The sequence below is a fragment of the Pseudoalteromonas sp. NZS127_1 genome, assembly GCF_015864295.1.
GTDB classification, from domain to species: domain Bacteria; phylum Pseudomonadota; class Gammaproteobacteria; order Enterobacterales; family Alteromonadaceae; genus Pseudoalteromonas; species Pseudoalteromonas arctica.
On record NZ_JADYXO010000028.1, the window covers coordinates 1 to 17,464 of the forward strand.

Genomic DNA, 17,464 nt, shown 5'->3' on the forward strand with positions numbered 1-17,464 from the left:
CTCCTCTTTTGCTTCTCTTTGTGCAATAAGGTTTTAAGTAATTTATTCACAAAGAGGTTAAGAGGGCGCTGCGCTTTAGAGAAGCCATAAGTAGGTAAGCTATTAGTAATAAATATTAAAAACTGCGCTTTTCGCGTGAGCAAGCTTTACGCCTACCGGTAAAGTTTGACGCCGTGGTTAAAACGCGTAGCTTGCTGGCGTGACGAGCTAAGCTCGTAATTTATGTGCTTTAGTCTCTTCTCATTTACTCCTCTTTTGCTTCTCTTTGTGCAATAAGGTTTTAAGTAATTTATTCACAAAGAGGTTAAGAGGGCGCTTCGCTTTAGATAAGGCAAAAGTAGTTAAGCTATTAAGTATAAATATTAAAAGCTGCGCTTTTCGCGTGAGCAAGCTTCACGCCTACCGGTGAGGTTTTACATCTCACTTTTAAAGTCCTGATAAATAAAAACCCCGATGGTACATAGTACCATCGGGGTTTTTTAATCGTTTTAGTAAACCTAAACTTTAAATTCGTCTACCGACAAGCGAAGCTCTTCGGCAAGTTTTGCTACTTCTGAACTTGAGATATTAGTTTGGTTTGCGCCTTCGGCTGTTTGCTCTGCGATGGCTACAATCGACTCAAGGCGTTCGCTAATTTCTTGTGCTACTTGTTGTTGCTCAAGTGCGGCAGTCGAAATCTCTTCACTTACGTCGTGAGCTTGCGAAACCGCAAATGTAATTGAATCAAGTGCGCTACTTGCTAGGTCTGTTTGCTCAACACACGATACCGCACGTTGCTTACCTTTGCTCATTGCCGTTACTGCAGCCTCAGCACCTGTTTGTAGCGATTCAATCATTGATTGTATCTCTTGGGTCGACTCTTGAGTTTTACTCGCTAGAGAGCGTACTTCGTCTGCTACAACAGCAAAGCCTCGGCCATATTCACCAGCACGTGCAGCTTCAATTGCGGCATTTAGTGCAAGTAGGTTAGTTTGATCCGCTATGCCGCGTATTACATCTAAAATGCTGCCTATTGATGCACTATCTTGATGCAGCTTATTAATAACTTGTGAGGCGTCGTCTACTTCACGTGCTAGCTGTTCAATCGTGGCTTTATTGTTATTCGAAATACCTTTAACGCGCTCAGCTTCTTTATCAGCATTTTTAATTTCGCTAAGTGCTTGTTGAGCGCTGTTGCTAACCGTTTGCGATGTACTGCTCATTTCGGTTGTTGCGGTTGCGGCTTGTTCAACTTGTGCTTGCTGGTTACGAATTGCTTGGCTTGATTCTGCGGTAATTGCAGATGTTTGTTCTGATGCTGCAGCTAGCTGAGTAGAGCGCGAAATAATGCCTTTAATTAGGCTGCGTAAGTTATCAATTAAGGTGTTACAACTTTTAGATAGTTCGCCAAATTCGTCTTTAGCGCTGTCGTCTAAACGTTGTGTCATGTCGCCACTGGCAACAATATCTAAAATTCGGTTAACTTCAGCCAGTGGTTTAGTAATACGGCTAACAGTAATAATAGCAATCGCTATAGCTAAAAGGGTGGCTATAATCATACCAACCCAAGTCCATAAGTTTGCTGAGTCTACGTCGCTGCGTACGCCTTGCTGTAATTTAAAGGCAACGTCACTTGCTTGATTAACTAGCTCATCAATTTGGTTAAGTGCCATTTTGGTGGCTTGCTCTGACTGGGCAAGCTCTGACTCTGTTAGGGTAATCGAATCAATTAATCGTTTTTTGTTTGCGGCTAAACCACTACTACCTTTTATATTGTTTTCTAAAGTATCAACATTTTCTTTTAAGCTTGAGTATAAATCGCTGTGAGTTTGCTCAATAGCCGGTTTAATTAAGGCAATGGTACGCGTTACTTCTTCTAGGTAATAGGTTTGCTCGTTTTTAACAATATCGAGTGTATTAAGCGTTTTAACGGTTAGCATATCAGTGCTGTTACTTACCACTGACATAAAGTTATTTTCTAAATTGTTTGCAGCTTGATAAGCACGAGGGTGGTTTTGCTCAAAGCCATCAATGTCAATAATATCGAGTACAACAGAATTGGCATCTTCTGCACTTAGCTCTATATTTTCTAATTGTGCTTTTAATGTTTTGTTTAATGCTAGCTGTTTGCTTTTATCTTCTAACAAGCTTTCAACTGTGCTTAAAAAGCTTAAGTAGGTTTTTTCTACATTTTGGCTACTTTGATTAAGCGTTGCATCATTTTTAACTACGTCTTGAAGTTCGCGATGAAGGGTATTGAATAACTGCTTTTGCTCAAGAACTTGTTTTTTAATGGGGGCTAGTTCATTTGCAGAAGTAGTGTAAAAGCTCGCTTGAGCGGCTTTACTCATTAAAATAAACTCGGCTTGTAGTTCTGAGCTTTTATTTAGTGCTGGAAGTGATAGTTGGTTCACTTTTTGAGTGGAGCGGTCAATATTTGCAATTTTTATTAAGGAGTTACCACCAATTATTAATAATAATAGTGTGATAAATATAAAACCACCCCAAATACGCTGGCTTACTGTCAGGTTCATAATATTTCCACTCAAAAGTACTTCAATTAAGACTTATCGGCGTTTGTACCAATAAGTTAAGTAATTAAAATCAATTACTTTAACTAATTTTAACTATTAATTGATAAATCTAACAGATGTACTGTTTTTTTTCAGTTTATTTAGACGAAAGGTGGGATTTTTCTACAATTACTTTTTTAGTACTTAGCTCCATTAGGGTCATGGTGTTACCCCATACACAGCCTGTATCTAAGGCGTGAACCCGTGGATTACCTGTTCTACCTTCAAGCGCGGCCCAGTGGCCAAAAATAATATCGTGTTTAGTTTTAGCTATATTAGGATGGTTAAACCAAGGGGTTAGTGTTTGACTATTGGTTATTGCACCCTTTGCATTAAGCTCGAGTTTGTTATCACTTGTTAAAAAGCGCATACGGGTAAAGTAGTTAACTATGTATCTAAATTTTTCAAAGTCATCAAGATTGCTTGACCACTCAATAGGGTGAGGCTGATACATGTGTTCAAAAAATGCTTTAGCATTGTTTGATTGATAACAGCTTTGTGCAAATTGCGCGTGCTTTAGAGCATAGTCAATAGACCAGTCGGGGTTTAATCCGGCATGAGATATAAAGCAGTTATGTTTTATAAGCTCTAAGGCCAATGGTTGGGTTTGTAAAAAGGCGATGTAACGCGCTAATTTTGGGCTTTCAAATATTGGGTTTAGTTTATCTTTTGGATTGGTAGGTTTGTTAAGGAAGTAGCAGGCAACCATGTGAAGGTCGTGATTGCCTAAAGTGATGGTCATGCTATTTTGATGTTGGTAAATATAGTCTAAGCAGGCTAGGGAGTCTGGCCCGCGGGCAACTATGTCGCCAACTAAATAAAGGTGATCTTTGCTTGGGTTAAAATCAACACGTTGCAAAAGGGTGTTAAATTCACTAAAACACCCTTGTAAATCACCTATCGCATAATCTGCCATCAGTGGTTACTACTTAATGCAAAATGTTAGGACAAGCCAAACGAAACACATTAATAGGCGCCTGAAACTCAGAGCCAAACTCGTTGCGTAACGTGTAATGGCCTTGCATTGTGCCTACAGGTGTATCTAAAATTGCACCGCTGGTGTATTTATAGCTTTCGCCTGGACCAATGTCTGGCATTTCGCCAACAACGCCTTCACCTTCTACTACTACTTCTTTGCCATTTGCATCGGTAATTAACCAATAGCGGCTCAGTAATTTTGCACTACATAAACTATGGTTTTTAATCGTTACTGAGTAAGCAAATACGTATTTTTCAAGCTCAGGTTGAGATTGACCTTCTACGTAAAATGTTTCTACAGATACCTTTACAGGCGATCCAATATTACTGCTTGTTGTCATAAATCCAGTTAGCTATATCAATAAATTGTTGTAAAGATAAGCGCTCAGCACGCAGCGTTATATCAATGCCAATGCTAGTAAGCTCTTCTGCAGTTAGTAAATTACCTAAACTGTTACGCAGTGTTTTACGGCGTTGATTAAAGGCTTCTAAACACACTGTGTTTAATATTTTAACGCTTTTTGCTGTACGTTGCTCTGGCTTTTTAGGTATTAAACGTATAACCGCAGAGTCAACTTTTGGCGCTGGTTTAAAGCATTCAGGTGGTACTTCAACAACCGGCATTGCGTTACAGTAGTATTGAGTCATTACGCTTAAACGGCCAAATGTTTTACTACCTGGGCCTGCTACCATGCGTTTTACTACTTCTTTTTGAAGCATAAAGTGCATGTGCTCAATATGATCTGAAAATTCAAAAAGATGAAACAATAACGGTGTCGAAATATTGTAAGGTAGATTACCAAACACTTTTAATTTTTTGTCATCGCGAACCAAGCTTGCAAAGTCAAACGTCATTGCATCGCCTTGGTTAACGGTTAATTTAGGACCCAAAAATGGGTGTTCAATTAATCGTTGCGCTAAATCTTTATCTAATTCAACAACCGTTAAGTGGCCGCTTAATTCGGCTACTGGCTCAGTAATTGCGCCAAGGCCGGGGCCAATTTCTACTAGGTTGTCTTCTGGTTTAGGATCGATCGCAGAGACTATTTTATCGATAATAGATTCATCAAATAAAAAGTTTTGCCCAAAACGCTTACGAGCGCGGTGTCCTAAATGTACTTTATCGGTCATTGATTTTGTGCTTTTTCTTGGGCGAGCTTAATTGCTTCGCGGATCGCTAATTCAAAACTGCCAACGTCAGCTGTACCAGTCCCTGCTAAATCGAGTGCAGTACCGTGGTCAACTGATGTGCGGATAAATGGTAAGCCAAGGGTAATATTTACCGATTTACCAAATCCCTTGTATTTTAGCACAGGTAATCCCTGATCGTGATACATAGCAAGCACTGCATCTGCTTCAGATAGGTATTTATCTTGAAATAAGGTATCGGCCGGTAGTGGGCCAATTAAATTCATACCTTCGCTTCTAAGTATCTCAAGCGTTGGCGTGATTGTTTCTATTTCTTCACGACCTAAATGGCCATCTTCACCGGCATGCGGATTTAAACCACACACTAAAATACGTGGTTTTTCTATACCAAACTTAGTTTGTAAGTCGTGATTTAAAATACCCGCTACTTTAGTTAAACGCTCTGGTGTAATGGCACGCGATACATACGCCAGTGGAATATGCGTGGTTACAAGTGCAACGCGTAAGCCCTCTGTTGCAAGCATCATAACTACATCAGCAGTATTTGATTGCTGCGCAAAATACTCAGTGTGCCCACTAAACGAAATACCTGCTTTGTTAATTATGCCTTTGTGAACCGGGCCCGTAACGACTGCATCGAAGGTGCCATCCATGTTTTTTTCGCTTGCTATACGCAAGGTATCTAACACGTATTGTCCGTTACCGTCGTTTAGTACGCCAAGTTCTACATCAACCCCTAAATCAACTTGATGAATATACAAGCTGCCAGCAGGTGCTGCGATGGCGGGGGCATTATCATCAAATTTAATTAAGTTTATTGTTAAGCCTAAATGTTTTGCACGCTCTTTTAATAGTTTGCCATCGGCAATCGCTATAAGTTGAACATCCCACGCTTGCTGAGCAAGCGTGAGTAGCAAATCTGGGCCAATACCGGCGGGTTCACCCGGTGTAATAGCAATTCTTAAGGTCATATTTATTGGTCTGCTGTGAAAATTTCAACGTGAGCTTGCTCGCGCATTTCTTGCTGCCAGTTAAAACTTTCTTCCTTAAATTTACGGTTAAACAACATACCGTGAGCACGGTTACGTTTAGCTAGCTCAGTTTTATCAGCTACACGTTTACCAAGTAACTGCACAATGTGCCAACCAAACTGTGTTCTAAACGGTTCGCTTATTTCGTCTTGCTTAAGAGAAAGCAATGTATCTTTAAACGCAGGTACGTAGGTAGTTGGATCTGTCCAATCGTACTCGCCACCTTTAAGTGCAGAGCCTGGATCTTCTGAGTACTCTTTAGCTAACTTTCCAAAGTCGGCAGTTCCTGCGCGTAAGTCTTTTGCAAAGCCTGCAAGCATAGAGCGTGCTTTTTCTTCACTTAAAATAATTGAAGGTTTAATTAGTATATGGCGTGAGCGCACTTCTGTTGTTTCTACAACTTGTAGACCACGAACGTCTTGTACTTTAATGATATGAAAACCAGCACCAGAGCGAAGAGGGCCAACAATAGCGCCTTTCTTTTGGCCTTTTACTGCTTCAGCAAAAAGCGATGGCATTTCGTTAATACCCATGTAACCAAGCTGTCCACCTTCAAGTGCTTTAGAGCCGCTTGACGATGAAATAGCAATACGCTTAAATTCTTGGCCATCGTTTAATAGCTCAATAACTTTATCTGCGCGTGTTTTTGCGCCAGCAATTTCGTCAGCGTTCGCATCGTTAGGGATATCTATTAAAATATGACCAATGTCGTACTCTTCAGCACTTTGACCTTGGGTTTCCATAATTTTTAAAAGGTTATCAACTTCTTGTTCGCTAATATAAATACGGCGATCGACGCTTGCACGTGTTACTTGCTGCGTTGTAATTTCTTTACGAATTTCTTCACGGTAAGCTTGAAAGCTTTCGCCCGAACCTTCAATAGTACGACGTAAATCGGCAATTGTACCGCCTTGCTCTTGTGCCATGCTTGCAAGAGTTTGATCGAGTTGGCTGTCTGAGATTTGTAACCCCATACGTTCAGCCATTTGTATCATAAGGGCTTGATTAACTAAACGCTCAACAGCTTGTACACGAAGAGTTTCATCTTTTGGTAATTGCTGGTTTTGTTCTTCGGCTTGCTTTTTAACACGATTAATAATGGTGTCTACTTCGCTTTTTAAAATTACGCCTTGGTTTACAACGCCAATAACTTTATCTATTTCTACTGGTGCGGCCATTGCACTTTGACAAAGGCTGGCACTTAAAACTGCTGATGTTAATAATTTTTTTAAATTCATATTCTTTTTACTACTCTTGCTGATAGTACTCTAGTTACTAAGAAAATACGGTCTACGATAGCCAAAAATACCTTGTTGTAATAATTTTTGTGCATCATAACGGCTTTTACTGCCAAGTCCTTTTAATACAAAATTCAAACTAATACCTGAATCAAAAGTTGCTTGTTCTTGGCCTATTGATTGATTTAAATCTGTTTCAATTTGGCGGTGCCCAGTAATTTGGATAGCCCAACAGCATGATTCATACTGTAATCCGCTCAATACTTCGATACTTCTGTTGTTTTCAAGATCTCGATGATAGCTTGCAATAAATTGCCATTCGTCGCTAATAGGAATACTTGTAAATACACCTGCTTGCTCGATTGTATTTCCTGAGACATCATTTGCATAGCGATGGTTCAATTGTACTAGCTGATTATTATCACCTTTATAATCAAGTGTTACATTTGACTGTACCATTTGCTTGCCATCTGTATCGTATTGAATACCTCCAGCGAGGTACCAACGGCGGTGCCAATGTAACATGGTTTGAGCTGCAAATAGTGCATTATAATTAGTGTCTGAGTTCAATCCTTGCTCTGTTGGCTTGGCGTCATCACTTAAATAAAATATTTGGCCGGCACTAAAATTAAATACTTCTTCTTGTTTTTTATCAAATAGGCGCGTTGTAGCACCTAAAGTAAACTGATTCGCTGCTGCTATGCGGTCAACACCTGAAAAGCGCACGTCTCTAAATAAACCATAATAATCGTCTTGTAGCTTGGTTGTATCAAACAAGCCAATGTCTGACTGGTCTTTATTAGGTGTATATAAATATTGAATTTGCGGCTCTAGCGTTTGTATAGCATCTTCAAAAAAGTAAGATGCGTCACGCTCAAAATTAAGCTGAGAATACAAACGTACTTTAGGAATAGTACGCGATACGGTATCGCTGTATTGCGTGCCTGTTAAGTTTCCGTTTTGCTTATAATTAGTTTGCAATAAGCTCACTTCAGATAAAAATGACCACGCATGCGTTGCGTAGTTGTAGCGGGCTTTTGGCTCTACGTGTACACGAGTTGCGCTGTCTATGGCCACTTCTGATGAATCATTAGTAAAATGGCTAATCTCCCCAGACACACTAAAATCAAAATTATCAAAACGCCAAGGCGCAGTTTGCGTAAAATTAACTTGTGGTATTGCAGTGTATGACTCTAAGTGATCGCCCAGTACTTCAAAGTTTTGTACTTTAATATCGGTGCGCCATGTATCACCCAAATGAGTAAGTGAGCCAGTACGATACAGCTGTGTATCGGTTTTACTTGCGTAATTTGAGCTTAAATCGGTGATGTAGTTATCATCGCTTACATTGGTTACATCAACGTTTGCGCGCCAGTTTTCACCCAGATAACTTTGCTGTTGCCAATGAAACATGTAGCGTTCATTCAAATCTGGCTCAGAATCATCACTATCTAAATATTCAATTCCTACTAAGCCTTCGTGTTGCTCTGTTAGGTATCTAAATTCGGTTTGTAATTGCAGCCCTTTGTTAGACATATAACGAGGCGTAATAGTGGCATCAAAATTAGGTGCAATATTTAAATAGTACGGCGTAATTGTTTCAAGGCCGTATTTATCAGAGCTTGAAATAGTCGGGGTAAGTAAACCCGATTTACGGCGCTCATCCAGCGGGAATGTAAAATAAGGTAAATATAAAACCGGTGTATCGAGAATGCGTAATACGGCGTTATATGTTTCGCCCCAACCTTCTTCGCGCGAAAGGTTTATTTCGTCAGCTTCGATTTCCCATACTGGGGTGTCACTCGGGCAAGTAGTAAAGCTTGCATTCATGAGTAATAGGCCAGACTGATTAACAGTAAGCTTTTCAGCGCCGCCTTTACCTTGTTGTTCGGTTAGGCTGTAGTCGGCGCCTAACAAACTGACTTCTGAATTATTTAAATCGGCATTTAATCCGGTGCTGTTTACTTTACTTACGTAATCTTGATAAGTAATAGGCCCCGTTGCATTTAATAAACCACGCTGTTTGTCTATCAACGCAGTTTGTGCGGACAAACTCATCTTAAGGGTGTTAATATCAACATTGCCGGTAAATTCAGCGCTTTGAGTGCCAAGTAGCTCAACATCATCAGCTTGAATATCAACTTCACCAAGGTTAAGGCCTTCAAGTGGTTGCCAAGCTCTGGTTTGCATTGAAATGCCACAAAGGTTGTGTGCCAGTTCAGTTTCGGCAAGCGATGGTGCGCTAACTACGCTTAGCATCAATATGCCCCAGGTTTTGCTCATTTATCGACCTTAATACTGTGTGTTTAATATAATATACACATAATAAAGGAAAATAATGGCAATTACAGTAATTGACCTAATTAACTTAGTGAAAAATAGATATCTTATAAAATGACACGCTTTGAGAATTTACAACAATTTATAAACTCACACCTTAATGCTAAGTCGCATACTTTAAACGCGATCACGGGTGATGCGAGTTTTCGCCGTTATTACCGTTTAAATCACGATAATAAGCATTTAATAGTGATGGATTCTGATCCAAAAAAAGTGAATAACGACCCTTATATTTCGCTAAATAAGGTATTTACTGAACAAGGTTTTTTACTTCCTACTATTATTGCAAGTGATGAAAAACAAGGGTTTTTTATTCTCAGCGATTTAGGCTGTACACACCTAGCCGACATGCTCGATGATGCAAACCGCACCGAGCACTATCAAGCATTAATTAGTTTAAGTGCTCAGTGGGCAAAAACGCCGCCAGCTTTTGCTATGCAAGCGTATAACGAAGACTTTATAAAGCTAGAACTTGATATATTTAACCAGTGGTTAGTGAATGATTTTATTAATGAGTCACTCAGCGCAGAGCAAAACGTAATGTGGCAAACAAGTTCAGCGCTATTAATAAAGGCCATGCTTGAGCAACCCACTGTTACCGTTCATCGCGATTACCATAGCCGTAATATTATGAATAGTAACGGCCAGTGGGCAATTATCGATTATCAAGATGCTGTACGCGGGCCGCTTTGCTACGATTTAGTATCGCTACTACGCGATTGCTACTTTAAACTGCCTCAAAAAGAGTTAACAAGCTTGCTTGATTTTGCTTATCAAGAATTTACAGCTCAAAACTTAATGGTTAACACTTCATTTGATGAATTTAAATATTGGTTTGATTTAACAGGCTTACAGCGCCATTTAAAAGCGGCAGGAATATTTTGTCGATTATATTTACGTGATGATAAAACAGGTTATTTAGACAATATTTTACCGACGCTTGATTATATTATTGAAGTAGCGGCAAACTATCCAGAGCTTAAAGCATTAAGTGAGTGGACTAAAAATACCATAGTGCCAAAAGTGACTGAAAAGTTAGCAAAGGAGCGCTCATGAAAGCGATGATTTTAGCTGCAGGGCGCGGACAACGTATGATGCCGCTAACGCAAAATATGCCAAAGCCAATGTTAAAAGTGGCAGAAAAACCACTTATTGAGCACCATATAAATAACCTCAAAGCTGCCGGAATTACCGATATTGTAATAAACCTTGCGTGGCAAGGTGATAAAATAAAAGACTACTTTAACGATGGCAGTCAGTTTGGCGTAAACATACTTTACAGCCAAGAAGTAGAAGGTGGCCTTGAAACGGCTGGCGGTATAATTGAAGCGTTACCACTGCTAGGCGACTCGTTCATTGTTATAAATGGTGATGTATACACCGATTATGATGTAAGTGCGCTTATGCAACTTCATTTACAACCCGGTGAGGCGCACATAGTGCTGATAGAAAACCCGCCACACAATCCAGATGGCGACTTTGCATTGAGCCATTTATCGGCCGAGAGCCAAAAATATACATTTTCAGGGATTGGCCGGTATCAGGCTGATTTTTTTAAAGGATTAACGCAAGGTATTCGCCCTTTAGGGCCTATTTTACGTGAAAAGCTAAATAAACATTTAGTCTCTACTGAGCTCTATATAGGGCAGTGGGATGATATTGGTACACCAGATCGTTTAAACCAATTAAACACGCGCCTTGAGGCGTAATAACTCAATTTTTAAAAAGGCAGTATTATAGATGTGGGGAAAAATTCTCGGTTTTTGTTTTGGCTTTATGTTTGGCAAAATATTTGGTGCCATTTTAGGTTTATACCTAGGTCATTTATTTGATAAAAGCTTAAAAAATAACTTTGATAAAGCAGGCGGCTTTTCTAGCTTATTTAGTGGTGACGATGTTCACGAGCGCCAAGCTTTATTCTTTTCAAGCTGCTTTGCTGTCATGGGGCACATTGCTAAATCGAATGGTCGAGTTAGCGAAGTACATATAAAAGCGGCTAACTTGTTTATGGATGAAATGGGCTTAAAAGGCGAAGAACGCCGTGAAGCACAGCATGCATTTCAATCAGGTAAAGAGAGTGACTTTTCACTTAAAGAAACAGTACACGATTTTAAAGAACGCTTTGCTAAACGAAACGATTTAATACAGTTATTTTTAGAAATACAAATTCAGATGGCATTTTCTGATGGCGTGCTAGCCGAGCAAGAAAAGCAACTATTAGCAGAAGTAAGTAAACAGCTAGGCATTTCTAAAACACACTTTGCATTTGTATTAAAACGTTACCAAGCTGAGTTTAACTTTAGAAAGCAACAACAGCGCTTTAATCAGCAGCAACAAAACCAAGGTCAAAGTAGTAGTTACCGTGAAGGTTCTGGCCACCATGTACCGCCAAATAATAATATGAACCGTGCGCAAGCATTGGCGTTATTAGGCTTAAGTAGCGATGCAACGCAGCGTGATATAAAAGTAGCGTACCGTAAACTTATGTCGCAACATCATCCAGATAAATTAGTATCGCAAGGTTTACCAAAACACATGATGGAACTGGCTGTTAAAAAGAGCCAAGATATTCAAGCTGCTTATGAGTATTTAAAAAAGTCGGCGTAAAAAACCGTCTATTTCTTTTGTTAGGCGTGCGTGTTGATCTGGTTGATCGCGCAGGCCAAACAACTGGCGTTGGCGGTAATCAAACTTTGCATTTCGGTTAACCCAGCGCTGACGATTTTTAAGACTCATTAAGATGTCTGTGCTGTCATTTGCATAGTAAATATCAAGCAAGGCAGGTGTAACAAGTGAAGCCGTTTGGCTCAAGCTTTCGTTACGCTTTGTGTTAGGCAGGTAACTACTTAAACTTATAAACGCCTCAACTCTCTCGTCCGGAAAATCTGCATAGTACTCCAACAACACACCCGCACTCGTACCTTGTGCAATAACCACTATATTACTCGAGTCTTCCATTGCAGTTTGATACAGCGCATTAAAACGAGAAATGAGATTTATTTTGTAGTTATCGAGCACGTCATCAGTTACTTTTTCAATTGCATTAACGTAATGAGGTTCTTCTTTTATTTTTGCAGGCTGTGATTGTGCGCTTGTTGCTGTGTCGGGTGATGCAGGTTCATCGGCTTTACTAGGCGCAGCTTCGGCTTCGCTGGGCATTGCTTCGGCCATTTTACTTGCTTGCCAGTCAATGTCGGGTACTGTCATTGCGTAGGTGCTGTAACCTAAATTATTAAGCTCTTTGCGCAAGTAGCTCATACCTGAATTATTGGTAGGTGAAGAATGCCAGTCGGGTATAAGTATTACGATACCTCTAAAATTACTACTCATATACTCGCTGTAAAGGCTTAAAAATTCTGTTTCACCCGCCAATATAGGCTTTATTTCATCGCTTGGAAGTAGTCGCTCAATATCGCTATTTTCAATACTTGATAGGCTAGGTGGAGCAATATGTTCAGCTGCGCTGATGGGGTTAGCTAAAAGTAGGGCACAGCTGAGCTGTATATAAAAAGCCCCTTTTAAAAACCGTGGAAATAGCATAACGCACCTAACTAATGACAATTAGTTAGGTATCGGCAAGGTTATCTAAAAGTTTAATGTATAGAGCGAATTAGCTAGTAAATTTGAACCTGCTAAAACTCTAATTCGGCTTCAAAAGTAAGTACTTGCTCAGTTACAGGGTGCTTTAATTGCAGCATTTGTGCATGTAATTGTAAGCGAGGAGCGGCAGCAAGTGCCTCTTTGTGGGCGTAAAGTCTATCACCTAAAATAGGATGACCAAGGCTTAACATATGCACACGTAGTTGATGCGAGCGACCAGTGATTGGGGTTAGCTCTACACGGGTTGCATTTTCTTCACGCTCAAGTATTTTGAAATGCGTAAGCGAAGGTTTACCTCTGTCGTGATCAACCATTTGTTTTGGGCGATTAGGCCAATCACAAATAAGGGGTAAATCTACTGATCCTGTTTCAGCTTCAAGTTGTCCGTATACACGTGCTATGTAACGTTTAGCTGTTTCGCGCTCTTGAAACTGCATACTTAAATGTCTGTGCGCTGCTTTATTCATGGCAAGGCACAGTATGCCAGAAGTCGCCATATCTAAGCGGTGCACTATTCTTGCTGTTGGAAAAACACGATTAACACGATTAATTAAGCTGTCGGCATGTTTAGGATCTTTACCTGGGACAGTTAATAACTCACTTGGTTTATTAACTATCAGTAAGTCGTCATCCTGAAAAAGTATCGTTAAATACGGACTCATAGGGGGATTGTAATTAACTAACACGGCCGACCTTAGTAAATTTTGAAGGTCGCTATTTTAGTAGAGCAGGCCAACAGGCTCAAGTAAAAGTTTGGCTATATTGTTTTAACTAATAATCCAAGCCTTAGCTCCTTTAAAGCACTTTTATAACTTAATTTCTTGCGCTGTTAATAGTCGATATTCACCACTGGCCAAGTTTTCATCTAGGGTAATTCCCGCAATCTGCTCGCGATGCAGCTCAACTACTTTGTTATCTACCGCGTAAAGCATACGCTTAACTTGATGATACTTACCTTCACTTATTGATAAACGCAGGCCGTAATTAGCAAGTCTCTCTGCTATAGCTGGGCGGGTTAAATCTTTTTCGTTATGCAGCATGACACCTGTTCGTAATTGCTCAAGGGCTTCATCGGTAATCGGCTCTTGGGTTTCGACGAGGTAGGTTTTAAATTTATTGCTTTTAGGTGACGTAATTTTATGTGACCAATCGCCATCATTAGTAATAATAACTAACCCTGTGGTATCTATATCAAGACGACCTGCTACATGAAAGTCACTCATATTTGGCTCATCAAGTAAGTCAAAAACAGTTTTATGTAGCTCGTCGCTGTTAGCACATACATAGCCAACAGGTTTATTTAGCATGTAATAGCGCTTACCTAAAAATACCAAAGGCGCACCTTGGTGCAGTACTTCGTCTTGCTGGGCTAGCTGAAAATTATGTGAGGTAATTATTTCGCCATTAACGCTTACTTCTTTTCGCTTAATACTCGCGCGAGCTTGAGTGCGCGGTATTTCGGCTAAGTGGCTAATAAATTTATCTAAGCGGCAAGGGAATTTCATTTTGGTTCACATTTTTAGTCGGCTACAATGGGCGCGATTATAGCCGATAGTGAAATACCATGACAGTGCACAGCACACAAATTTTAAGCCTTTACCAAGCAAAAATAGACACAGGTGAACTGTGTTTTGATGATGCGCAGCAAAATGCAGTGGAGGCTTTAAATACATTAAGCGAGCAACTTCAAGCTCACACATCATGGTGGCAAAAAGCGACTTTAATAAAAGGTGTTTATTTATACGGACCCGTAGGGCGTGGTAAATCCATGTTAATGGATTTATTTTATAAAAACCTACCTATTGATCAAAAGCAGCGGCTGCATTTTCATCATTTTATAGCACAAGTGCATGCCCAACTTTCGCAGCTACAAGGTCAAAAAAATCCACTCATTTTGATTGCAAAACAGTGGGCTAAAAATATTCGAGTACTATGTTTTGACGAGTTTTTTGTAAGCGACATTGGCGATGCCATGATTATGGCCAGATTGTTCAATGCCTTGTTTGAACAAGGTGTTGTGCTGGTGGCCACATCGAACGCAAAGCCAGAGCAACTTTATTACAACGGCCTGCAACGGGCGCGATTTTTACCTACTATCGATTTAATTAATAACTATTGCCATATAATTAACGTGGCAGGGGAGGACGATCACCGTTTTAGATATGGTAAAAACAGTCGTCACTATTTTATTAATTTATCAAATCACGATTTTGAAAGTAAGTTTTTAGCTTCGTATCCGGCTGTAACATGCAGCAACACAGTTAGTGTGCATGGGCGCAATTTACCTTATTTATTAAGAGCCGATAATGCCTTGATGATTGATTTTATGGCGCTATGTTCAGGCCCACGCAGTGCTAACGACTATATGTTTTTAGCAACGCAATTTGATGTGTTATATGTATCGAACGTGCCGCAAATGGGTGCTAAAACAACGGGTAAAGTTATTGTGCATGGCATTGAAGATAGCTACCAACGCGAAAAACAAATGCTTGATGAGCATACTTTTGACGACGAAGCACGGCGCTTTATTGCCTTAGTAGATGAGTTTTACGATTGCCATAAATTGCTAGTGATAAATGCGCAAACCGACATTGAACATTTGTATAAAGGTAAAAAGTTGAGCTTTGAATATGCGCGCACGCAATCACGCATAGTCGAAATGCAAAATTGGTAACGCTTTAAAATATATTGTAAACGAGCTTGCTCACGTGAGAAGCGCTGATTGCTATTCATTGCCTTACTAAAGCGTAATGCCTCTTAAAATCCTTGCGAATAAATCACTTAAAAACTTATTGCACAAAGAGAAGTAAAAGAGGAGTAAATGAGAAGACATAAAACATAGTAATTATTTATTTTTACTTCTCTAAAGCGCAGCGCCCTCTTAGCCTCTTTGTGAATAAATCACTTAAAATCTTATTGCACAAAGAGAAGCAAAAGAGGAGTAAATGAGAAGACATTAAAACAATAGTAATTATGTATTTTTACTTTTCTAAAGCGAAGCGCCCTCTAAACCTCTTTGTGAATAAATCAGTTAAGATCTTATTTCACAAAGAGGAGTAAATGAGAAAACATTAAAGCATAGAAATTACGAGCTTTGCCCATCACGCCAGCAATCTGTGCGACTACAAGTAAATTTAACCACAGCGTTAAACTTACCCCTCTTGGCGCACTATATTCTCAAGGGCGCGAATATTAGCAATTAAGTCCTGGCGTTGTGGGTTAGCTTGTAATGCTTTTCTAAGATGCTTTAGCGCGCTCGGGTAGTCTTTAGAATCAATCGCTATTTGCGATAATCCAAGCCACGCCGATAGTTGGTAATCAGGTAGGGCTTGTGCACGAACGTACATAAGTTTTGCTTGGGTAAGTTGGCTTTTACTGCGATATATACTCGCTAAACTAAGTAGGGCATCACCTAAATTCGGGTTTATTTTAAGTGCGTTATTTAAGCTTTTAAGAGCACGTTTAGTATTACCTTGCTGCATAGCAATTTGTGCGCTGTATACAGAAAACTGGGCTTGTTCATCACGGGGTAGTTGCTTAGTTAATCTTTTTGCGCTGCCTATTAGATCTTTAGCTGAATCCCATTTTTGTTGAGATACAAGCCAGCCTAAAGTTTGCATCGTGGTATTAATAACCTCAACTTGCTGCTGTTTAGTGGCGTGTTTTAAACCTTGCTTTAATAAGCTAACAGCGCGTTCACTGCTACCTTCACTTAAGTGCAACTGAGCGGCTAAAAGCTGGTTGCTGGTATCTTTAGGGTTGAGTTTTAAGGCCACTTCAATAGCAGCAAGCGCTTGCTTTTTTTGATCAAGTTGTAACGCTATTTTTGCACGTTGCAGCCAAAGTTCAGCTTTATTAGGGGTTTTATTGAGTAACTCTTTTAATAATGCATTTGCCTGGCTTAAATCACCCGATTCAATTAACGCAAACAATAGCCCTTGTTGATATTGGCTTGTTTCTGGCGCTAGCATGAGCGCCTGGCGGTACGCCGCTACTGCGCTCCAAGGCTGGCTGTGCTGCACGTGTATATAAGCAAGTTGCGCATAACTTTGTGCGTCAGCTTGGCCAAGCTCAATACTATGAACTAAGTGTGTTTGCGCTTTATCATACTTTGCTTGTTGCATGTATAAAAGGCTCAAACCTTGGTGTGCTTTTACTAAATCAGGTGAGGCTTTTAAACACGCTAAGTAAGCTAGTTCAGCGTTATTAAAGTCTGTTGTTGAAAGCAAAACTTGTGCACGTAATAAGTTTAAAGCAGTGCTGTCTTGGCTTATATCACGGCCTTTAAATAGCGCCGCGACTTCACTGTAATTACCGGCTTGTAGGAGTGGCTGCACTTGACGAGCAAAGCCGCGCTCGGTCGGCTCAATAAGAACCTCTGTAGGGCCTAATAATTTATTATTTATAGCCAACTGCCATGTTGGATCGCTAGGCGATAACGTTACTTTTAGTGGCGCATTAGTATCACTAGCAGCGCTTGCATGTACGCTACTTGCACCTAATAAAGGTAATGAGCACATTAAAGTAGTGATAACTGCGCGAGTTAATGGTTTTAGCGTTTTAATTACATTCATGT

General features: G+C 40.0%; 15 protein-coding genes. 4 read left to right on the top strand and 11 right to left on the bottom strand.

The annotated features are described in order from the left end of the window. Positions 1-497: 497 nt before the first annotated feature. The 7 genes from I6F50_RS18200 to lptD form a co-directional block, all read right to left on the bottom strand. Entirely contained in the window at positions 498-2,513 is a 2,016-nt protein-coding gene (locus I6F50_RS18200; protein ID WP_197159574.1) for a methyl-accepting chemotaxis protein, read from the bottom strand. A 136-nt stretch (positions 2,514-2,649) separates the two neighbouring features. Next, positions 2,650-3,468 carry a symmetrical bis(5'-nucleosyl)-tetraphosphatase gene (locus I6F50_RS18205; RefSeq protein ID WP_197176937.1) on the bottom strand — a complete coding sequence of 273 codons (819 nt, stop codon included), beginning with the start codon at positions 3,466-3,468 and terminating at the stop codon, positions 2,650-2,652. A 13-nt stretch (positions 3,469-3,481) separates the two neighbouring features. Continuing rightward, positions 3,482-3,871: a Co2+/Mg2+ efflux protein ApaG gene (apaG, locus tag I6F50_RS18210; RefSeq protein WP_007585091.1), complete on the bottom strand. Its 390-nt coding sequence runs from the start codon at positions 3,869-3,871 to the stop codon at positions 3,482-3,484. Further along, positions 3,855-4,661 carry a 16S rRNA (adenine(1518)-N(6)/adenine(1519)-N(6))-dimethyltransferase RsmA gene (gene rsmA, locus I6F50_RS18215; protein WP_007585090.1) on the bottom strand — a complete coding sequence of 269 codons (807 nt, stop codon included), beginning with the start codon at positions 4,659-4,661 and terminating at the stop codon, positions 3,855-3,857. The genes apaG and rsmA overlap by 17 nt, the downstream gene beginning before the upstream one ends. Further along, complete coding sequence (gene pdxA / locus I6F50_RS18220) at positions 4,658-5,650, bottom strand: 4-hydroxythreonine-4-phosphate dehydrogenase PdxA (RefSeq protein WP_007585088.1); 993 nt, start codon at positions 5,648-5,650, stop codon at positions 4,658-4,660. Before pdxA ends, rsmA begins: the two co-directional genes overlap by 4 nt. A gap of 2 nt (positions 5,651-5,652) precedes the next feature. Beyond that, positions 5,653-6,948 (bottom strand): peptidylprolyl isomerase SurA, encoded by a 1,296-nt coding sequence (surA, locus tag I6F50_RS18225; RefSeq protein ID WP_007585086.1) that lies wholly within the window; start codon positions 6,946-6,948, stop codon positions 5,653-5,655. Positions 6,949-6,978: 30 nt separating this feature from the next. Further along, positions 6,979-9,231, bottom strand: coding sequence for an LPS assembly protein LptD (gene lptD / locus I6F50_RS18230; RefSeq protein ID WP_197120188.1), 2,253 nt, complete (start codon positions 9,229-9,231; stop codon positions 6,979-6,981). A gap of 111 nt (positions 9,232-9,342) precedes the next feature. On the opposite strand from lptD, the gene I6F50_RS18235 reads away from it, so the two are divergent. The 3 genes from I6F50_RS18235 to djlA are packed head-to-tail and all read left to right on the top strand — an operon-like array spanning position 9,343 to position 11,895. Then, complete coding sequence (locus tag I6F50_RS18235) at positions 9,343-10,344, top strand: aminoglycoside phosphotransferase family protein (protein ID WP_197120187.1); 1,002 nt, start codon at positions 9,343-9,345, stop codon at positions 10,342-10,344. Then, the gene (gene murU, locus I6F50_RS18240) at positions 10,341-10,997 is read left to right on the top strand and encodes an N-acetylmuramate alpha-1-phosphate uridylyltransferase MurU (RefSeq protein WP_197176938.1); all 657 of its coding nucleotides are present in this window, start codon (positions 10,341-10,343) and stop codon (positions 10,995-10,997) included. Before I6F50_RS18235 ends, murU begins: the two co-directional genes overlap by 4 nt. Before the next feature lie 31 nt (positions 10,998-11,028). After that, entirely contained in the window at positions 11,029-11,895 is an 867-nt protein-coding gene (gene djlA, locus I6F50_RS18245; protein WP_007585079.1) for a co-chaperone DjlA, read from the top strand. On the opposite strand, the gene I6F50_RS18250 is transcribed toward djlA, so the two are convergent. The 3 genes from I6F50_RS18250 to rsuA form a co-directional block, all read right to left on the bottom strand. Beyond that, the gene (locus I6F50_RS18250; protein ID WP_165729247.1) at positions 11,878-12,828 is read right to left on the bottom strand and encodes a DUF3530 family protein; all 951 of its coding nucleotides are present in this window, start codon (positions 12,826-12,828) and stop codon (positions 11,878-11,880) included. The genes djlA and I6F50_RS18250 overlap by 18 nt on opposite strands. Before the next feature lie 92 nt (positions 12,829-12,920). Beyond that, positions 12,921-13,574, bottom strand: a complete 654-nt coding sequence (gene rluA / locus I6F50_RS18255) for a bifunctional tRNA pseudouridine(32) synthase/23S rRNA pseudouridine(746) synthase RluA (protein ID WP_024589793.1) — start codon at positions 13,572-13,574, stop codon at positions 12,921-12,923. Positions 13,575-13,694: 120 nt separating this feature from the next. Further along, entirely contained in the window at positions 13,695-14,393 is a 699-nt protein-coding gene (gene rsuA / locus I6F50_RS18260; RefSeq protein WP_197176939.1) for a 16S rRNA pseudouridine(516) synthase RsuA, read from the bottom strand. A 59-nt stretch (positions 14,394-14,452) separates the two neighbouring features. Between rsuA and zapE the strand changes: the two genes are divergently transcribed. Next, positions 14,453-15,562: a cell division protein ZapE gene (zapE, locus tag I6F50_RS18265; RefSeq protein WP_197176940.1), complete on the top strand. Its 1,110-nt coding sequence runs from the start codon at positions 14,453-14,455 to the stop codon at positions 15,560-15,562. A gap of 478 nt (positions 15,563-16,040) precedes the next feature. On the opposite strand, the gene I6F50_RS18270 is transcribed toward zapE, so the two are convergent. After that, the gene (locus I6F50_RS18270) at positions 16,041-17,462 is read right to left on the bottom strand and encodes a lipopolysaccharide assembly protein LapB (RefSeq protein WP_197176951.1); all 1,422 of its coding nucleotides are present in this window, start codon (positions 17,460-17,462) and stop codon (positions 16,041-16,043) included. Positions 17,463-17,464 lie beyond the last annotated feature (2 nt).